This is a genomic window from Paucilactobacillus nenjiangensis (genome assembly GCF_008632615.1).
In the GTDB taxonomy this organism is placed as follows: domain Bacteria; phylum Bacillota; class Bacilli; order Lactobacillales; family Lactobacillaceae; genus Paucilactobacillus; species Paucilactobacillus nenjiangensis.
In genome coordinates this window covers 524,266-542,619 of record NZ_CP043939.1, presented here as the reverse complement: position 1 = coordinate 542,619, position 18,354 = coordinate 524,266, and the positions used below count along the sequence as shown (strand labels likewise).

The 18,354-nt window shown below is 40.1% G+C and carries 16 protein-coding genes and 1 pseudogene; 5 read left to right on the top strand and 12 right to left on the bottom strand.

Annotation, left to right across the window (positions count from 1 at the left end):
* Positions 1–191 precede the first annotated feature (191 nt).
* Both ilvD and thrC read right to left on the bottom strand, forming a co-directional pair.
* On the bottom strand, positions 192–1,940 hold the full coding sequence (gene ilvD, locus F0161_RS02685; RefSeq protein WP_150203643.1) for a dihydroxy-acid dehydratase: 1,749 nt from the start codon (positions 1,938–1,940) through the stop codon (positions 192–194).
* A gap of 174 nt (positions 1,941–2,114) precedes the next feature.
* The gene (gene thrC, locus F0161_RS02680; protein ID WP_150203642.1) at positions 2,115–3,602 is read right to left on the bottom strand and encodes a threonine synthase; all 1,488 of its coding nucleotides are present in this window, start codon (positions 3,600–3,602) and stop codon (positions 2,115–2,117) included.
* A gap of 109 nt (positions 3,603–3,711) precedes the next feature.
* Here thrC and F0161_RS02675 point away from each other — a divergent pair, with 109 nt between their 5' ends.
* The 4 genes from F0161_RS02675 (at position 3,712) to F0161_RS02660 (ending at position 7,517) form a co-directional block, all read left to right on the top strand.
* Positions 3,712–4,995, top strand: a complete 1,284-nt coding sequence (locus F0161_RS02675) for a homoserine dehydrogenase (RefSeq protein ID WP_150203641.1) — start codon at positions 3,712–3,714, stop codon at positions 4,993–4,995.
* Positions 4,996–5,076: 81 nt separating this feature from the next.
* Positions 5,077–5,943, top strand: coding sequence for a homoserine kinase (gene thrB, locus F0161_RS02670; RefSeq protein ID WP_150203640.1), 867 nt, complete (start codon positions 5,077–5,079; stop codon positions 5,941–5,943).
* Positions 5,944–6,179: 236 nt separating this feature from the next.
* Complete coding sequence (locus F0161_RS02665; protein WP_150203639.1) at positions 6,180–6,386, top strand: hypothetical protein; 207 nt, start codon at positions 6,180–6,182, stop codon at positions 6,384–6,386.
* Positions 6,387–6,749: 363 nt separating this feature from the next.
* Positions 6,750–7,517 (top strand): hypothetical protein, encoded by a 768-nt coding sequence (locus F0161_RS02660; protein ID WP_150203638.1) that lies wholly within the window; start codon positions 6,750–6,752, stop codon positions 7,515–7,517.
* A 164-nt stretch (positions 7,518–7,681) separates the two neighbouring features.
* Here F0161_RS02660 and F0161_RS02655 read toward each other — a convergent pair whose 3' ends face one another.
* From F0161_RS02655 to F0161_RS02620, 8 genes and pseudogenes are all read right to left on the bottom strand, one after another.
* Positions 7,682–8,152 carry an AP2 domain-containing protein gene (locus F0161_RS02655; protein ID WP_190318897.1) on the bottom strand — a complete coding sequence of 157 codons (471 nt, stop codon included), beginning with the start codon at positions 8,150–8,152 and terminating at the stop codon, positions 7,682–7,684.
* 112 nt (positions 8,153–8,264) lie between these two features.
* The gene (locus F0161_RS02650; RefSeq protein WP_150203636.1) at positions 8,265–9,752 is read right to left on the bottom strand and encodes a KxYKxGKxW signal peptide domain-containing protein; all 1,488 of its coding nucleotides are present in this window, start codon (positions 9,750–9,752) and stop codon (positions 8,265–8,267) included.
* A 220-nt stretch (positions 9,753–9,972) separates the two neighbouring features.
* Positions 9,973–11,262 (bottom strand): annotated as a pseudogene (locus F0161_RS02645) (MFS transporter).
* A gap of 61 nt (positions 11,263–11,323) precedes the next feature.
* Complete coding sequence (gene leuD, locus F0161_RS02640) at positions 11,324–11,908, bottom strand: 3-isopropylmalate dehydratase small subunit (protein WP_150203635.1); 585 nt, start codon at positions 11,906–11,908, stop codon at positions 11,324–11,326.
* Positions 11,908–13,281, bottom strand: coding sequence for a 3-isopropylmalate dehydratase large subunit (gene leuC, locus F0161_RS02635; protein ID WP_150204618.1), 1,374 nt, complete (start codon positions 13,279–13,281; stop codon positions 11,908–11,910). The genes leuD and leuC overlap by 1 nt, the downstream gene beginning before the upstream one ends.
* Entirely contained in the window at positions 13,262–14,341 is a 1,080-nt protein-coding gene (gene leuB / locus F0161_RS02630) for a 3-isopropylmalate dehydrogenase (protein WP_150203634.1), read from the bottom strand. Before leuB ends, leuC begins: the two co-directional genes overlap by 20 nt.
* Before the next feature lie 3 nt (positions 14,342–14,344).
* The gene (locus F0161_RS02625; protein ID WP_150203633.1) at positions 14,345–15,505 is read right to left on the bottom strand and encodes a 2-isopropylmalate synthase; all 1,161 of its coding nucleotides are present in this window, start codon (positions 15,503–15,505) and stop codon (positions 14,345–14,347) included.
* A 390-nt stretch (positions 15,506–15,895) separates the two neighbouring features.
* Positions 15,896–16,525 carry an HAD hydrolase-like protein gene (locus tag F0161_RS02620; protein ID WP_150203631.1) on the bottom strand — a complete coding sequence of 210 codons (630 nt, stop codon included), beginning with the start codon at positions 16,523–16,525 and terminating at the stop codon, positions 15,896–15,898.
* An 86-nt stretch (positions 16,526–16,611) separates the two neighbouring features.
* On the opposite strand from F0161_RS02620, the gene F0161_RS02615 reads away from it, so the two are divergent.
* A complete protein-coding gene (locus F0161_RS02615) occupies positions 16,612–17,022 on the top strand; it encodes a peptide deformylase (RefSeq protein ID WP_150203629.1) in 411 nt (136 codons plus the stop codon).
* A gap of 53 nt (positions 17,023–17,075) precedes the next feature.
* Here the strand turns inward: F0161_RS02615 and F0161_RS02610 are convergent, their stop codons facing one another.
* Together F0161_RS02610 and F0161_RS02605 are read right to left on the bottom strand one after the other, a co-directional pair.
* Positions 17,076–17,684, bottom strand: coding sequence for a sugar O-acetyltransferase (locus tag F0161_RS02610; RefSeq protein WP_150203627.1), 609 nt, complete (start codon positions 17,682–17,684; stop codon positions 17,076–17,078).
* Between the two features lie 255 nt (positions 17,685–17,939).
* A complete protein-coding gene (locus tag F0161_RS02605; RefSeq protein ID WP_137601495.1) occupies positions 17,940–18,257 on the bottom strand; it encodes a metal-sulfur cluster assembly factor in 318 nt (105 codons plus the stop codon).
* Positions 18,258–18,354: the final 97 nt, after the last annotated feature.

Sequence of the window (18,354 nt, the reverse complement as noted above, 5' to 3'; positions counted from 1 at the left end):
TACCCTAACCCGCTATTTCGCTAAACTTCCTTATTTCGCGCCAATTAACCGGATGAATTATACACTCTGTTTGCGAAACGTGCTCCACCAATCTAACCCTTGCGTTTAATCTCAACTAATTTATGAACTTAGGCCGTTCATTTCATTAGTCTTGTTAATCCTCATGGTCAGCCCGATTGGTGTCGCACTCTCTAGTCTTCTTCCGGTCCAAACAATTCATCAGCACCTAACATGACGCCACCAGTATTGGCAGAAGTCACGAGATATTGATAACGAGCGAGATAACCATAGCGAACTTTTGGCTTAAATGGTTTCAATTCTCCACGGCGTGCGACCATTTCTTCTGGTGTTAAATCAACATTTAATGTTCGATTAGTTAAATCAATTGTGATTGTATCGCCATCATGAATTAAGGCAATTTCACCACCAGATGCAGCTTCGGGTGAAACGTGACCGATACAGATTCCATGGGTAGCTCCGGAGAAACGACCATCAGTAATCAAGGCCACATCACGACCTAATCCACGTCCAATAATATTCGAGGTTGGATTCAACATTTCCGGCATCCCTGGTCCACCTTTAGGTCCTTCATAACGAATAACCACCACGTGACCTTTTTTAACAGATCCATCATCAATTCCGGCAACTGCATCATCATGTGAATCAAAACAAATGGCTTTACCGACAAATTTATGAATATCGTCATCAACCCCAGCAACCTTAATTACTGAGCCATCTTTGGCAACGTTACCGTAAAGAATGGATAATCCACCCTCTTCTGAATATGGATTGTCAGTTTCACGAATAATTTCAGGGTCCTTAGTATGTGCCCCCGCAACGTTTTCACGAATGGTTTTGCCGGTCACCGTAATGCGATCTGGATGTAAAATACCACCCTTATCAATTAACTCATTCATAATTGCTGGAATTCCACCGGCTTCATGAACTTGTTCCATCGTATAAGAAGATGATGGTGCAATTTTAGCCAAATGTGGTGTGCGTTTGGCAATTACATTAATATCTTCTTCACTATATTTAATGCCAGCTTCATGAGCAATGGCGAGACCATGCAGAACAGTATTAGTTGAACCACCCATGGCCATGTCTAAGGCAAATGCATCATCGATTGCATCTTTAGTGATGATATCGCGTGGTTTCAAATTATTTTTAACATTTTCCATTACTTGTCGTGCAGCTGCGCGCACTAATTCTTTTCGTTGATCTGAAACGGCAAGTGCTGTCCCGTTATAAGGCAGTGCCATCCCAATCGCTTCCATCAATGAGTTCATTGAATTAGCCGTATACATACCAGCACATGAGCCACAACTTGGACAAGCGTTTTGTTCAAGTTCCAGAAAATCATCCTTACTCATTTTGCCATCTTTAAATGCTCCAACCGCTTCGAACACAGTCGATAACGTTGCGGCTTTTCCGTTTGGATCCAGTCCAGCTTTCATTGGTCCACCTGACACAAACGCGGCAGGAACATTGGTCCGTAATGAAGCCATGAGCATTCCTGGAGTAATTTTGTCACAGTTTGGCATATATAAAACACCGTCAAACCAGTGCGCATTAATCACCGTTTCCGCAGCATCGGCAATAATTTCACGACTTGGAAGTGAATAACGCATCCCAATGTGCCCCATTGCAATCCCATCATCAACACCAATCGTATTGAATTCAAATGGAATTCCGCCGGCTTTTCTAATTTCTTCTTTGGCAATATCAGCCAATTCTCTTAAATGTACATGTCCTGGGACAATTTCTATGTAGGAATTACAAATTGCTATGAAGGTTTTTTTCATGTCCTCAGGATTTTTAACTTTCCCTGTCGCATATAGAAGACTTCTTCCTGGCGCACGATCAACACCAACCGTAATTTGATCACTGCGCTTTTGCATGTCTTCTCCGGTGACAGAAAAGTTTAACGTGTCGCTCATTAAACCATCTCCTAAATGTTTATATGTGTATTCGAAGCCCAATATGCCTATCTTCGTTCGAATAATTAGAATTATAGCACTTTATTTTAATCAATCAACCACATTTTCTAATCTAATTTTAATCAAATAATTAAAAAAATGGCCTATCCAACTGATGGATAAGTCATTTCACTACTATTTCACACTATTTTTGATAAATTCTTTCATGCCTTCGGGTTTCACAACGATTTGTTGACGAGGCTCAATTTCAAAGAGACTCTTCATTGGTGCTGGCACAGGATCACCGGTCACATCAAATAGTTGACCAACGGCAGCGTAACCTGGTTCGACCACTTCCTTGCCGGTAATGGCTTCGTAGACTGTCTCAGGGAATTTGTATGGGCTAGCAGTTGCTACAATTACCATTGGCGTTGTGTCCGCCGTCCGTTGTTGATATTGATGAGCGACATATGAAGCCACGGCGGTATGTGGATCAATCGTATACTTTGCAGCATCATAAACACGTTTAATTTCTGACTTAATCGCATCTTCAGACGCAAAACCTGCATCGAAGCCTGCATCCAATCGTTGTTTCATCTCATCGGTAATTGTATAACTATCCTGCGTATTTAAGCCATTCATTAATTCAATGACTTTATCCGAGTTACCGTCTGCTACATCAAATAACAATCGTTCTAAGTTGCTAGAAACGATGATATCCATCGAAGGTGAATTTGTTAAATAAAAATCACGTTTCTTATTATAGGTACCAGTTTTGAAGAAATCAGTTAACACATTATTTTGGTTAGATGCACAAATCAACTTCCCGATGGGCAAGCCAATTTTCTTGGCGTAATAACCAGCTAAAATATCTCCAAAATTACCAGTAGGCACTGTAAAATTAACTGGTTCGCCTAACTTGATTACGCCATCACGCACTAATTTACCATAGGTATAAAAATAGTACGCCACTTGTGGTACTAATCGTCCAATATTCATGGAGTTCGCCGATGAAAATTGACTTCCACTGAGTTTCAATTCTTCCCCAAACTTCACATCATTAAAAATGTGCTTTACCTCAGTCTGAGCTTGATCAAAGTTACCATCAATCGCTACGACATCCAAATTTTTGCCTTGTTGCGTCAGCATTTGTTGTAATTGAACTGGACTCACGCCGCCATTTGGATAAAAGACAATCACTTGGGTGCCATCGACATCCCGGAAGCCGTTCATCGAAGCAGTCCCAGTATCACCAGAAGTCGCCGTTAAAATGACAATTTTACGATTCACATCGGTCAATTTAACTGCCCGGACCATCAATTGTGGCAACATTTGTAAGGCAATATCTTTAAAGGCCAACGTAGGCCCATGGAATAATTCCATATAATGACTGCCCGCATGATTCTTCGTGACAGGGACAATCTCTGCGTCATCAAATTGCTGGCCGTATGCTGCTTGAATACTTTCATCAAGTTGTGCATCGGTATAGTCATCAAAAAACAAACTTAAAACTAACTTGGCTGTTTCTTTGTATGTAAGTTTTGCAATGGCTGCCAAATCAATTGTAGGTTTAGGAAACGCAACCGGAACATATAAGCCGCCGTCTGGAGCAAGCCCTTGGATGACTGCTTCTGCGGAATTTAAAGAATTAGAAATTGATCCTCGAGTACTACGATAATTCATCATAAACCTCCGAATTTGTGAATTTATGCAATTATAACCTATCACATACTATTTAGGCTATGTTAAAATGGATGCAATTATGAAAAAAAGATTGTGAGGCGGTTAAAACATGGAAAAAATAAAAATTGGTTTGATTGGTTTGGGAACTGTGGGCTCGGGTGTACTAGAAATGGTTTCCAACAACCAAGCTAAGATTTCAAATATCACCGGTCGGGAATTGATTATCAAGACCATTGCAGTGCGCAACGTCGCAAAGCACCGCAGTGAAGTATCAGATGACATCATTCTCACCGATAACGTTGACGATATCATCAACGACCCTGAAATCAAAATTGCTGTGGAAGTCATGGGTGGGATTGATCCTGCTAAGGAGATTATCACTAACCTCTTGAATGCCCACAAACATGTCGTCACCGCCAACAAAGACTTAATTGCCTCTCACGGGGATGAACTTGCCAGAATTGCTCGCAAAAATAACGCTGATTTAGTTTATGAGGCCAGTGTTGCTGGTGGAATTCCAATTTTACGGACCATCGTTAATAGCTTTGCAGCTGATGAAATTTTAGAAGTTAAGGGGATTGTTAACGGAACAACCAACTACATCCTAACTCAAATGCAACAAAAAAAGTGGAGCTATGAAGATGCTTTGAAAAAAGCCCAAGAACTTGGCTTCGCTGAATCTGATCCAACCAATGATGTTGCTGGTATTGATGCAACTTACAAAATGATTATTTTGAGCCAATTTTCATTTGGTTCACACCTAGCATTGGATGATATCAATATTGAGGGTATCCAAAATATCAAACTAGAAGACGTGGCCCAAGCTGCTGATTTTGGTTATACCATTAAGTTATTAGGGATTGCTAAGCGCGTTGGCGAAGGTGTTTTTGCTGAAGTTGCACCTGTCTTAGTGCCTTCAGACCATCCTCTAGCCACAATTCACAATGAAAATAACGCTGTCATGGTGACCGGCCAAGCTGTCGGTGAAACCTTATTCTACGGTCCCGGTGCTGGTGGTTTACCAACTGCAAACAGTGTCCTCAGTGATATTGTCTCAGTCACCAAAAATATTGCCTTAGGAACCACGGGTAATACTTTCAATAACTATCAACACGAAAGCGAACCAATTGATAAGGGTGATGTCATTTATCCATATTACCTTTCGCTTCAAATGCTTGATGTGCCTGGTCAAATTTTGAAGGTCACTAAATTAATGATGGAAATTGGTGCCAGTTTCAGTCAAATCGTGCAGACCAAAGCCAACGATACTGATGCCCGCGTGATTTTCATCACCCATGCGATGTCAAAGAAACAGTTAGCCACTTTGAAGGCCGAAATTGATAAATTTGACACCATTGAACTCCGCGCCGCATATAAAGTTTTAGGCGAATAAAAATGTGAAATTAATTCACCATCAAGTCGGTTCTTAACTGAACCGGCTTTTGTGCTGAAAAAATGAAAAGAGGAAATTACTGTGAAAATCAAAGTCCCTGCAACTAGTGCTAATCTTGGTCCTGGATTTGATTCAATTGGTATCGCAGTTTCATTATATTTAACCATCGAAGTCATCGGTACAGCTGAAAAATGGCACGTCTTCCACGATTTAGGTCATGGATTATCTAACAGTAAATCTAATCTAGTCGTTTCCACTGCCTTAAAAATTGCTCCCAATTTAACCCCACATGAATTAAAAATGACTTCCGACATTCCGGTCACACGTGGGTTAGGTAGTAGCTCGTCCGCCATTGTTGCTGGTATTGAGCTAGCCAATCAATTAGCTGGGCTCAACTTAACAGATCAACAAAAGATTAATTATGCCGCTGAAATGGAAGGCCATCCCGACAACGTGGCTCCGGCAATCTATGGTGATTTAGTGATTGGTTCCAGTGTGAATGATAAATTTATCGCGATTCAGGCACCGTTCCCAGACTTATCGCTAGTCGCTTATGTTCCTGCTTACGAATTAAAGACTAGCGATAGTCGCGGTGTGCTACCAAATAACATTGCCTTTGCGAATGCGACCCACGCTAGTGCCATTGGCAATACCTTCGTCGCTTCGATTTTCACGAAAAAATATCAAGAACTTGGTAAACTAATTGAAGCTGATATGTTTCACGAACCTTACCGGCAAAAATTAGTCCCTGAATTCTTACCAATTCGTAAAATTGCCCATGAAGTCGGTGCGTTAGCAACATATTTGAGTGGTGCTGGCCCAACCGTCATGACAATCATTGATGCAGACAAAATTCCTCAATTCCAAGAATCGTTATTGGCAGCTGGCTTTAATGACGACGTAATTCCTTTAAAAATTGATAAAAATGGCGTAACCGTCGAAAAATAAATTGAAACAATTTCATCAAATCAAGAATCAAGTTGACTAAATTCACTTGATTCTTTTTAATTTTCTTTTGTTTTATCATCTGAACTATTAATATAATTATGCAATGAACTACCATAACATAAAAGTTTCGTTTTTTGCTGCCTGCATAGGTATTACCTAATTGTTATCTTTTCACTTTTTGTACCGTTTAAGGTATACTACAATTGAAGTAGGGTATGAACTATGAGGTATTTGATATGGAATTATATTTACTAAATAAGGATGACGCTTGTAATTTTGAGGTACTAGACTATATCCTCCACCAGGGCAACTTAAAGGCCACTAAAGTAGATTTAATGGAAACCTTTAAGTTAAGTACCTACAAAATGGACAAAGCCATTAACTCCCTGAACGCTGACTTAATGGAAATTGCTACTTCAGATGTGGTAGTTGAAATCAAGTAAATTAGTCGTGGTGTTTTCCAAGGAATTCACCTAGACAATAAGGCCATCCAAGACCTAGGTGCGTTTTACTTGCGTCAATCTGCCATTTATTTGGCATTTGAATATCGTTTTATTTTTCAATATTTATCCACTAAGGTCAGTTATTTGTCTCGGCTTTTTTTAAGTAACTCTCCTTTTTATGAGGCTGAGGAAAAATTAGATTAGCTCCTCAATGAACATGAATTTTTCGTCTCGTTAAACAAAAAAAGTGACGAATTTGCCATTCGCCAGCATTTATTTCAAATCTATTTTGAATCTTTTCCAAATGCGAGCCAATACAAAGGTTTAAATTCAATCACTTCGGAAATCATCTCCGATCTCGATATGAAATTTCAATTTAATTTATCACATGCTAGATTTTCCAAACTAAAGTCATTTCTTACGGTTTGGTTATTACGCCTAAAATCTCGCCAATTCATTGATTCATCTGAATTAGACACAGCTTACCTAAATAATTACACGGATAAATTAGCTGGTGCGGTTAAATTGATTGAAGAACACTTAACCTTCCCACTGCCGGACGCGGAAATCAAATACTTATATTTATTTTTAATTACCGATGACTACTTAGAATTGGATGACACTTTTAAAGAGGAATTCCCTCATGAATATCAAATGTCGAATGACTTAATCCAACGGGTCTATGAAAGCCAAACAACTGCTGGCTATGCCCACATCAATAAGCAAGCACTCTTGGTTAATTTAACCCGAGTGAACATTGCGATTTCATATTTTTATGTTGAACCATCCACTTTTATTGATCAGCCACAAATTGATATATTCGAAAAAGATAATCCGTTATTTAGTCGTGTTGTTCACGAATATATTGATAGTTTACGTACTGACGATGTGACAATTTCAAAGAAGTTTGAAACCAATTTATATCTTATCTATATTTTTGTCTTAATTAATTTAATCCCCATGAAAATTATGGTGACTCCAATTTACATTTACGTTGATTTTTCTTTAGGTAAATTGTACACGAAATACATTGTTGAACAATTGAATAACAATTTTAGAAACACTAATATTCAGGTTCAAGAAACCATGGATGAAAATACGAATATCTATTTGTCGGATTTACCTTCATAATTGATTCAAATTCCACAAATTTTGTGGGGTACACCTCCCGCACCTGCTGACTGGGGCAATCTAGTCGAAGAAATCACCAAGATTAAAGCCATCAAAGATGAAAAATATCGTAATGCATAAAAAAAGGACCTACCATTTTGGGGGAAATGATAGGTCCTTTAAATTTAACCCGCTTTACTTTTGAGGTAAATCAATTCACTTGCCTTGCGTGCATCGACCGCTTCGTCGAAATCGTAGAAGTCTTGTAGTAATACGTACTTACCATCTACCATCAACCGAGCAGTCCATTTATTCTTACTCTCATCAAACGATACGCCAACCACCCCTGATTTATTCTTTTTCCCTTTTGTCACCGAAGCCCAGTAAACACCATCACTTCGGCGGAGATTGTCTGCGTTGCCCACATTTGATTGGAACTTCTCATTAGTCTTATAACGTTCCTTAACGGAATCAATCTTTAAACATCCACAACTTTGAGTGATTCCTTTTCGAAGTGCGTAACTATCAATGTTTTTTACCTTGCCGCAATCACACGCACACTCCCAGATTGCATTGCCATTACTTTTACGTTCAACAAACCGAATGGCAATTAACCGACCAAAGCGTTGATTAGTAATATCTATCCTCTGCATCATGAATGCCTCCTTTGCTATGCCATTAGTCAAGGCCATGATACATCGCGACACACTCTCTAACAATGGACTTTATCTTCTACATATTTTATTTTTTTGAAAAAGTTCCGAACATCTAGTCTTGATCATCAGTTTTCTTTTTGAGACCAAGTGCTGCACCTAAGGCCGCTACTACTGCAACAGTTACCATTACTACAATGGTCATGATTTGGCCACGGCGTTGTGAATCTTGAGTCGCACTCTTATGAGTAGCGGTAGATGCTGGGTTAGTGGAAATAACTTGTGTGCCACTCTTTGAATCAGTCGTTTGATTGTCGGTTTGACCTTCAGCAACACCACCCACAATCCCAACTTGTGCATCATTAGCTACAACTCCTGATTCTCCAACTACTTCATCGCCAACTAATTGATCTGCTACGCTGGTCAGAATTCCTGGTAATCCAACACCTTGTGCAATACCATTTTGACTGGCAGCGGCGTAACTTGTATCTGATTGGATGGAGCTAACCGAACCAACCGGTTGTGATCCATTAAATACATGAGCAACTGGTGCGACAGTCCTACCGTTTACATGGCCAACAGGTTGTGAAGTTGCTGGAGCATAATGTGTTTCAGGTTTTACATAACCCAATTCCATTACGATAATTTCAGCTCCTGTGGCTGGATTGTAGCTGTAAGCAAAGCCAGCAATATTTGCTAATGGACTTACTTCAGTCAGATAATGTCCAGCATTGTCGTAGTTGTCATTAGCTTCTTCTGTCCAGAAATCAATGGCAGCCTTCATTGCATCTGCTTCACCTTTCGCCACAAAGCTACCATTGCTCTTAGTGGTAATTTGCATATACAAAGCTTCTGGTCCATGTGCGATGGTGCCATCAATATAATTAGGTGCATCCAACAAGTTCTGTGGAGTTACCCAACCTGGACGACCGTTTGCCAAATCTGCGTGACTTAATTTGCCGATGGCTGATAATTCATTGGCCCGAACTTGTGCCCAAGCGTTCAAATCTCCATTTACTTGAACGGCTGGCAATGAATTTCCAGGATCTTCATATTGATAAGGATAGTTCCTGGTGGCTGCCCGCATTGCATTTAAATCATTAACCCCGGCTTGCACTCCTTGTTGAGTAGTTGTCGTAACTGCTGCATTGGGATCAATTTGATCTGCGGCAGCTGATTCTGTTGACTGAGCTGATTGTGCAACTGGTTCAGCCACAGTGCTTGCAGGTACGATTGGCGTTGTAATTTCCTCTACTTGTGCTGAATCAGATAACAAAACTTCTGGCTTTAACAAACTTTCACTAGTTGGATTAACGACAACATCTGCGGTATTTGAATCAACATTGATTGGTGCAACATCACTGACCGCGGCACTATTCGTGTCCACAGCTCCCGAAACAGGTGTTGCACTCACTTCAGTGTTTACTGAAGCTGCAGGTAATTCGTCTGCCTGTGCGACTACTCCAAAACCAATCAAACTAAATCCAACGATTCCAGCGAATACTAACTTTTTCCCATCTTTATACATCTTATAACCAAAACTCGTTTTTTCTTCCCGACCGATCATGTTCTTGCTTGATACTTTTCTGTAATCGTTTCTCATGACATTTCCCTCCAAATCTTTGAATCAACAACATCTCTTATTACGGTTATAGTATCTCAAGATTTAAAGTATTCCGAAATGGAATTCTTATCCGTAGGTTTTTTTATTTTTTCAAATATTTCCGAATAATTGGATACGTTTTCATTTTGTGCCACAAAAAAACGCCCAACCGTCAAGGTCAAGCGTTCTCGTCTTTTTATTTTTTTCAAAGAATCCGAATTTAGCCGATTTCTTTCTGATTTGTTTCGGTGCCAAAGAACCAAACTACGATTCCAGCGAACAATGCGATGCCACTAATCGTCCAAAAAATCATTGACGAGGAAGTTTTTTTTAACATCCATGCCACTGCAATAGGCATTGCAACTGTCAATAGTTTGGCAATCCCATTAGCAATCCCAGAACCACGGAACCGGAAAGTGGTAGGAAATAATTCTGCCACATAAACAGCGACAACACTTGCCATCAAAACGTAAAAACAAGTTGTCAACAAGAAACCAACAGCCACTACTCCGGCCATTGTGGTTTGGTTAGCATAAATCATCCCAAAAATCGCGGTGAAAATAAATGCTGGCGCAATCGTTTTTTTACGACCAATTTTATCAACTAAGTATGCTCCAATTGCACATCCAACCGGAGCTCCCATCATCATCATGGTTGATAGTCCCAACGATCCGGAAACGTTAATACCCTTTTGGATTAGCAAAGTTGGTACCCATGATGTAAAGGTATATTGACAAATAATTGTGGCAGAAACTGCGACAATTGCAACAAATAGGCTGACACCAAGATTATGATGAATTTTATCTCGGGATTTAGTTTGAGTTGGATCAAAATCATCGGAACCATTCACTTCTAGTTGATCGATAATTTTTTCAGCTTCTTCTTGACGATTGTGAGCCATCAACCAACGAGGTGATTCTGGAATATCGCGACGGAGATACCACAATATTGCGGCAACAATCCCAATCACAGCAAACATCACGCGCCAACCAAAATGAGGAATAATAAAATAGCAAAGCAACATGGTGACGGGCGCTCCACAGTTAGCGATGAGCGAAACAGAAGCACACCATTTACCACGCTTGCCAACGGGAGCAAATTCATTAATCATCGAATAGCCAGTCACGATTTATGAGCCTAATCCAATGGCGGCAAAGAGACGGCAAATTGTCAGTACTGTCATGTTAGGAGCAAAAGTGGCCAAAAAGGTGAAACCACCGAATAATAACAAGTTAATTTGATAGGCAACTCTGCGCCCCTTTAAATCGCCAATAAAGCCGGCCATTAAGGAGCCAATAAACAATCCCAGAAAACCACTAGATAAGAACATGGATTCTTGTGCCATCGTGGACCAGCCACTTTTTAAAACAGCCCCGGCCACAGAACTAGCCATGTAAACATCCGCGGCATCTAGGAACATTCCACCCGCCACGAGCGCAAATATTTTATAAAATAAGGGTGATTCATGTGTCCGGTCAATTCGTTGCTGTAAACTTATACTTTGCTCCATTTTTTGCTACCTCTTCTTCTATGAATTTGCGATTGATGTTCTATGTTTGCATTACTAATGGTTAATCGAAATTGGGAATCTTCGCTTCATATTCTCTAATTTTATCTTCGTATTGCATTGTAATTGCAATATCATCTAGGCCATTAATAAACTTGTTCTTCCAAAGTGGATCAATATCAAATTTAAAGTGCTCATCACGATATCGAACATCTTGATTGGGTAAATCCACCACGACTTCTTCATCTGCTCCGGCTTTAGCCAAAATATCACGTTGCTCTTTAGGTAGCACAATCGCTAGCAAGCCGTTTTTAGTACTATTCATATAGAAGATATCTGAATATCCTCCGGCAATCACAACTCGGAACCCATAATCTTTCAGTGCCCACACTGCGTGTTCACGAGATGATCCACAACCAAAGTTTTCTCCCGTAATTAAAATTCGAGCATCCTTCCGTTCATCATGATTCAAGATAAAATCTGGATTTGGCTTATTAGGTGCCAAATAACGCCAATCATAAAATAGATTTTTACCAAAACCAACTTTTAAAATATTTTTCAAAAATTGCTTAGGAATGAGTTGATCTGTATCAATATTATCGTTCATCAATGGAACGCTTTTATTTGTAACGATTGTAATAGGTTCCATTAGGCAGTTTCCTTTCTGATATCAATGAAATGTCCATTAATTGCGGCGGCAGCCACCATTGCTGGACTAGCTAAATGTGTCCGCGAACCAGCACCTTGCCGTCCTTCAAAATTACGATTTGAGGTTGACGCACAATGTACCCCTGCAGGTACTTGGTCTGGATTCATCCCCAGGCAAGCGGAACAGCCTGGGTCACGCCAATCACAACCTGCGTCCTTAAAAATTTTATCCAATCCAATTTTTTCAGCTTCTTCTTTAATTGTCCTAGATCCTGGCACAACTAAGGCCGTAACGCCTTCAGCAATATGATGACCCTTCAAGGCCTCAGCCGCGATTTTCATATCTGACAAACGACCATTCGTACATGAACCAAAGAAGGCAAATTCAATCTTAATATCGCTCGGTTTATCGCCTGGTGTCAGCCCGACATAATCATAAGCTTTTTGATCGTCATCATTATTGATTGCTGGAAACTGGCCATCAACTGGAACGGCCATCCCAGGATTAGTTCCCCAAGTAATATATGGCGCAAGTTGCGTAACATCAAAATCAATAATTCGATCAAAGGCTTCCGGTGAGTCAGTGTAAAATTGACTCCAATATTCGGTTGCCTTGTCCATATTTTTAGGAGCGTACTTGCGGCCTGCCACATAATCAAAAGTCGTTTGATCAGGTTGGACGTTACCCATTTTGGCACCACCTTCAATGGCCATATTACAAAGCGTCATCCGTTCTTCCATACTCATATTTTCGATGGTATCACCGTAAAATTCAACGGCTTGGCCGGTTCCAAATGCCACACCTTCACGAGCAATAATACCCATGATAATGTCTTTAGCGTAAACACCCTTGGGCATTTTGCCATGGACGTGAATCCCAGTAGTCTTCGGTTTAGTTTGCCAAATAGTTTGAGTCGCCATCACGTGTTCTACTTCACTTGTTCCAATTCCAAATGCAATTGATCCAAACGCTCCGTGGGTGGCAGTATGTGAATCGCCACAAACAATTACCATCCCCGGTTGGGTCAGTCCTAATTGTGGCCCAATTACGTGGACAATTCCTTGGTCAACATCCCCCATGCCGGCCAAGCGAACACCAAATTCTTTTGCATTGTGTCCTAAAGTATCAATTTGTTTCCGGGCAATTTGGTCTTTAATATTAAAGATGTCCTTGGTTGGCACATTATGATCCATCGTGGCAAATGTTTTATCGGTACGTCTCACTTGCCGGTTATTTTCACGCAGCCCCTCAAAAGCCTGTGGAGATGTAACTTCATGGACGAGTTGTAAATCAACGTAAATTAATTGAGGTGCTCCCGTTTCCCCAGTAATCACGTGTCGATCCCAAATTTTATCAAACATTGTCCGTTGCATAACTGTTCCTTCTTTCGTTAATTGCATCAATAATTGTTGCGGTAACCTCATCGGTTGTGGCGGTGCCGCCTAAATCTGGTGTAACGATTCCACGTTCTACTGCCACATCAATCCCGGTCATAATTTGATCTGCTAAATCTTGGCGGTCAAATGAATTGGCTAACATCATTGCCACTGATTTAACCATTGAAAATGGATTCGCAATACCTTTCCCCGCGATATCTGGGGCTGAACCATGAATTGGTTCATAAAGAGCTGGTCCGTCAATTCCTTTACTCATTGATGGAATCGTCCCTAATGACCCGGTTGTTTGTGCGGCTTCATCACTTAAAATATCGCCAAACAGGTTTTCCGTTAAAATGACATCGAATTGTTCTGGTGAAGCAATAATTTTCATTGAAGCTGCATCAACATAGCTTTGATCATAAGTCACATTTGGAAATTCTTGCGCAACTTCTGCCGTAATTTCACGCCAAAACTTGCTGGTATCCAACACGTTGGCTTTATCAACTAAGGTGACATGGTTACGACGCTTGCTTGCCATTTCAAAAGCTAAACGAGCAATTCGTTCAATTTCAGTTCGTGTATAGCGCATCGTATCTAAGGCATATTCGTCATGTTTTTCGCGAGGTGTGCCAAAGTAAATTCCACTCGTCAATTCGCGCACAATCACGAAATCAACTGGCTTTTCTTGTTTCAATGGAGAAAACTTCATCATGGCCGGCGTGATTTTAGTGGGCCGAATATTAGCAAATAGGTTTAATTCTTGCCGAATCTGTAGCAGTCCTTGTTCTGGTCGACGTGGTGCTTTATCCCACTTAGGGCCACCAATTGCGGCTAATAAAATTGCATCAGCATTCTTGCTGGCATCAATTGTTTCCTGAGGTAATGGATCACCAGTTTTGTCGATAGCATCCCCACCAAAAGGCATATCTGTAATTTGATAGTCAAAATTTTGATTTTTTGCGACCGTGGCTAACACTTTTTGTCCTGCAGCCATGATTTCCGGTCCGATATAGTCACCAGCTAATGCGGTGATTTGCGCGATTTGATTTTTCATTGATTAGGCAACCTCACTGACATTTTTCATAATTTTGTGTAAATCTGCTTCATGAACAATTGGTTGTTCATCTGCAATAGCTTTAAAGGCTGGGAAGATGTGTTTCATTTGCGCTTTATCAACGTGATATCCCATTTCGTTTAGTTTAACCATCACGGCATGTGAACCTGAAAGTTTCCCTAGAGGAAGTGAAGTTCCTTTGGCGCCCACTGATTCGGGGGTTAAAATTTCGTATGTATTAGGATTTTTCAACATTCCATCTTGATGGATTCCGGATTCGTGAGCAAACGCATTATCACCGACGACTGCTTTGTTACGAGGAACCGCCATTTTGGCATATGAACTAATCATATCGCTGGTTTCCTTAGTTTTTTTCAAATTGATATTGTCGGTTGTGTCATAGAAATCATGACGAACCATCAAGGCAGCCGCTACTTCTTCAAGAGCAGCATTGCCGGCCCGTTCCCCAATACCATTGATAGTTCCTTCAATCCGAGTAGCGCCTGCTTCGATTGCTGCCAAGCTATTCGCTACCGCCATCCCTAGGTCGTCATGACAATGAACGGAGAAAGTTACATCATTAAAGTTGGGAATATGTACTTGCATATATTCAAATAATTTGGTGAATTCAACTGGGTTCGTATAACCCACAGTGTCGGGAATGTTGATGACCGTTGCACCCGCATCGATAGCGGTATTAATAGCTTCACATAAGAAGTCATATTCGGTCCGTGTAGCATCTTCTGGTGAAAATTCGACGATGTCAAAGAATTGATGGGCATAAGAAACATTTTCATAAATCGAATCGATGACTTGTTCCTTCGTCATATGTAGTTTAGATTCACGGTGCACAGGGCTCGTTGCGATGAACACATGAATTTGATTATGTTTGGCTTGTGAAGTTGAAGCCACGCAAGCATCGATATCACTTTTTTTAGCTCTAGCCAAGCCCGTCACTCGAGTCGTCGTCAATGCATTAGCTACGGCTGAGACGGCATCAAAATCACCTTGTGAGGCAGCGGGAAAACCAGCTTCAATTACATCGATGCCCCAAGCTTCCAAGCGCTTGGCAATTGCGACCTTTTGCTCAATACTAAAATTAACCCCGATTGTTTGTTCACCGTCACGCAATGTTGTATCAAAAAATTGAATTTGTTTTGTCATAATGATCATCCTCCGTAAGATATATTTTTGGTTGAGCAAGAAATAAAAAAGAGCACTCCAGGAATGGAGTGCTCTTGCTCGAGCCCCATTCCATAACGCAAACAGGACTCGACAATTTATCTGTCAGAGTCCGTCAGCATAATAATAAGGCTAGAAGAGAGGTACTGTTGTTGCTGGTATGATTAATTGCTTGATTTGATTTAGTCATGCTGTGTACCTCCCTGTTTATTTGATGTAATTAATATAAATCCAATTATTAAAAATTGCAAGGACTTTTATTAAAAAATTCTCATTTTAGTTCAATACGTCACATTAATTGTTAGCTTTGCATTACGACTAACTCCATTAATACCAAGGATTTAGCTGATGAACTTACCGACAAAAATTGGATTAAAACATTTCTCTCACAGCTGAAATAATTTCTGATGGCGAGTTAACAATCATGGTGGCACCGTTCACTTCGCCAAAACCATAAGTCACCCCGATCGTTTTAACACCATTATTTTGGCCACCATTAATATCATTCATCGTATCACCGATTAAAACACTATCGGATTTAGTCGACCCTGTCATCTCCATCGCGTGCTTTAAAATTTCTGTTTTAGCGGGAAACTCGTCCGTGGCTCCGTAGATACCGTCAAAATATTGAGCTAAATTGAAATGTTCTAAGATTTCTGTGAGGACATCCACAGGCTTGGCCGAGGCAGTATATAACTTATTGCCCATCGTTTTCAATTCTTGCAGTGTACTTTCTAACTCGTCAAAAATTCTCAAATCAAATTTACCAACGGTGACATATCTTTCGTGATATACCTGGACAGCCTCTTGAACTTGATCATCATTTAATTCTGGATAATGTAAATTCACACTGTCGTAAATGGGAGGACCAATAAAAGTGCGATACTCCGACTCAGTCAGTTCCTTCATTTCCAATTCGGCAACCGCATATTTGAGGCTATTCACAATCCCTGGTTCTGAATCAGCAATTGTCCCATCAAAATCAAAAAATAAATTTGCCATACATTCTCTCCTGTAGTTTAGATTTATCGTTCGTCCTTTTCATTTTACGATATAATTGAGTCAGATAGTACTGTTAGGAGAAATTAATGCTTAAAGAAATCAATCGTGATCAACAATCACTCAGTAAAAAATCAAAACCAGCGACAGTTGCTGATAAACAAATCATCACCGATTTAGCCGATACCTTGCAACATCATAGCCAAACGACCGTCGGCATGGCAGCTAATATGATTGGCGAATTCAAACGGATTATTATTGTACAGCTGGGGATGATTGCTGTCCCCATGATCAATCCAGTCATCCTTCGTAAAAAAGGACCTTATCAAACTCAAGAAGGTTGTCTTTCATTAGAAGGCGAACGACCCACACAACGATTTGAAGATATTACAGTCCAATACCTGGACCGCAACTTCCATCCGCAACAAAGTGATTTTTCTGACTTTACAGCTCAAATTATTCAACACGAAATTGACCATTGTAACGGCATCATTATTTAACTGAATAATAAATGAAAAACCTGACGCTTAATTGCAGTCAGGTTTTTAAGATACTAATCGTTATGCTTAATAACTCGTGCTGGATTGCCTGCCGCAACCGTATTGCTAGGAATATCTTTAATAACGACACTTCCGGCTCCAATCACAACATTATCACCGATGGTTACGTTAGGTAAAACAATGACAGATCCGCCAAACCAGCAGTCATCCCCAATCGTAATTGGTCCATCATACTGCCATCCTTGGCGTCTTAATTCTTTATTAGATGGATGATGATTCGGAGTATACAGTTGACAGTTAGGACCAATAAAACAATGTGCACCAATCGTAACTTTGCCAGCACTCAAAATTTGTAAGTTTGCATTGATAAAAGTTTCTTCGCCGACAAACAGCTTGGCTGGATGTTCAATTGAAGTTAACGGAAAGTAGATATCCGCAGATTGACTGGCATTTGGCAAGAAATCACGTAACATGAGAGTTGCTTTATCCAAATCAGTTTTTGCCACATCATTAATTTGTTGCACTACCTGAGCACTGTGTCTAACAATTGCTTGAATTTCTGGCTCTTGCGAGTACTTATACCAATCTCCATCAGCGACTTTGTCAAAAATATTTTTCTTAGCTAAGGCTTCAATATCAGGATCTTGTAATTTTTTAGACATTCATTTATCCTCTTACATAATTAAATTTAATGATTCCATGTTATCACAAAAATAACCACTAACTTCAGTTCAAACTGAAATTAGTGGTTATTTTTGTCGTACGCGATTGCTCCCGTGGAGAGTCGCACACTGTTTTAATCATGCTCATCTCCACAACAATCTTATCTAACTAATTAACCGCCCAATCCATAAATCAGATTAGCCGGTTAATTTTGTTAGTACGCGATTGCTCCCGTGGAGAGTCGCACACTGTTATTAGTGAATACCCAATTCAATTCGGGCTTCACGAGACATTTTTTCAATTGACCAAGCGGGTTCCCAAACTAGGTTGATTTTAACTTCATTAACTTCGTCGAATCCACTGACTTCTTGTTCAATCGCATCATTTAAGTAATCTGATAAAGGACAACCTGCAATTGTTAACGTCATTGTGACCGTGCAAACTCCAGTTGTTTCATCCATGTCGACTCCATAAATGAGTCCAAGATTCACAATATCAATCCCAAGTTCAGGATCAATCACATTTTCTAATGCCCCTAAGACACGTTCGTTGAATGCTACTTGATTTGCCATGGTTGGCCTCCTAATTGTATTTCGTCTAATTATAGCATGATTTTGGTGGCGTGCTCCTATACTCAGCCATCTATTGTATAAACCAAAATATTTATTT

What these genes read in the sequence shown, in the direction of transcription:
- ilvD (WP_150203643.1), bottom strand. Translation starts at nt 1,940, where the DNA reads ATGAGCGACACGTTAAACTTTTCTGTCACCGGAGAAGACATGCAAAAG.
- thrC (WP_150203642.1), bottom strand. Translation starts at nt 3,602, where the DNA reads ATGAATTATCGTAGTACTCGAGGATCAATTTCTAATTCTTTAAATTCC.
- F0161_RS02675 (WP_150203641.1), top strand. Translation starts at nt 3,712, where the DNA reads ATGGAAAAAATAAAAATTGGTTTGATTGGTTTGGGAACTGTGGGCTCG.
- F0161_RS02665 (WP_150203639.1), top strand. Translation starts at nt 6,180, where the DNA reads ATGGAATTATATTTACTAAATAAGGATGACGCTTGTAATTTTGAGGTA.
- F0161_RS02660 (WP_150203638.1), top strand. Translation starts at nt 6,750, where the DNA reads ATGAAATTTCAATTTAATTTATCACATGCTAGATTTTCCAAACTAAAG.
- F0161_RS02655 (WP_190318897.1), bottom strand. Translation starts at nt 8,152, where the DNA reads ATGATGCAGAGGATAGATATTACTAATCAACGCTTTGGTCGGTTAATT.
- F0161_RS02650 (WP_150203636.1), bottom strand. Translation starts at nt 9,752, where the DNA reads ATGAGAAACGATTACAGAAAAGTATCAAGCAAGAACATGATCGGTCGG.
- leuD (WP_150203635.1), bottom strand. Translation starts at nt 11,908, where the DNA reads ATGGAACCTATTACAATCGTTACAAATAAAAGCGTTCCATTGATGAAC.
- leuC (WP_150204618.1), bottom strand. Translation starts at nt 13,281, where the DNA reads ATGCAACGGACAATGTTTGATAAAATTTGGGATCGACACGTGATTACT.
- leuB (WP_150203634.1), bottom strand. Translation starts at nt 14,341, where the DNA reads ATGAAAAATCAAATCGCGCAAATCACCGCATTAGCTGGTGACTATATC.
- F0161_RS02625 (WP_150203633.1), bottom strand. Translation starts at nt 15,505, where the DNA reads ATGACAAAACAAATTCAATTTTTTGATACAACATTGCGTGACGGTGAA.
- F0161_RS02620 (WP_150203631.1), bottom strand. Translation starts at nt 16,525, where the DNA reads ATGGCAAATTTATTTTTTGATTTTGATGGGACAATTGCTGATTCAGAA.
- F0161_RS02615 (WP_150203629.1), top strand. Translation starts at nt 16,612, where the DNA reads ATGCTTAAAGAAATCAATCGTGATCAACAATCACTCAGTAAAAAATCA.
- F0161_RS02610 (WP_150203627.1), bottom strand. Translation starts at nt 17,684, where the DNA reads ATGTCTAAAAAATTACAAGATCCTGATATTGAAGCCTTAGCTAAGAAA.
- F0161_RS02605 (WP_137601495.1), bottom strand. Translation starts at nt 18,257, where the DNA reads ATGGCAAATCAAGTAGCATTCAACGAACGTGTCTTAGGGGCATTAGAA.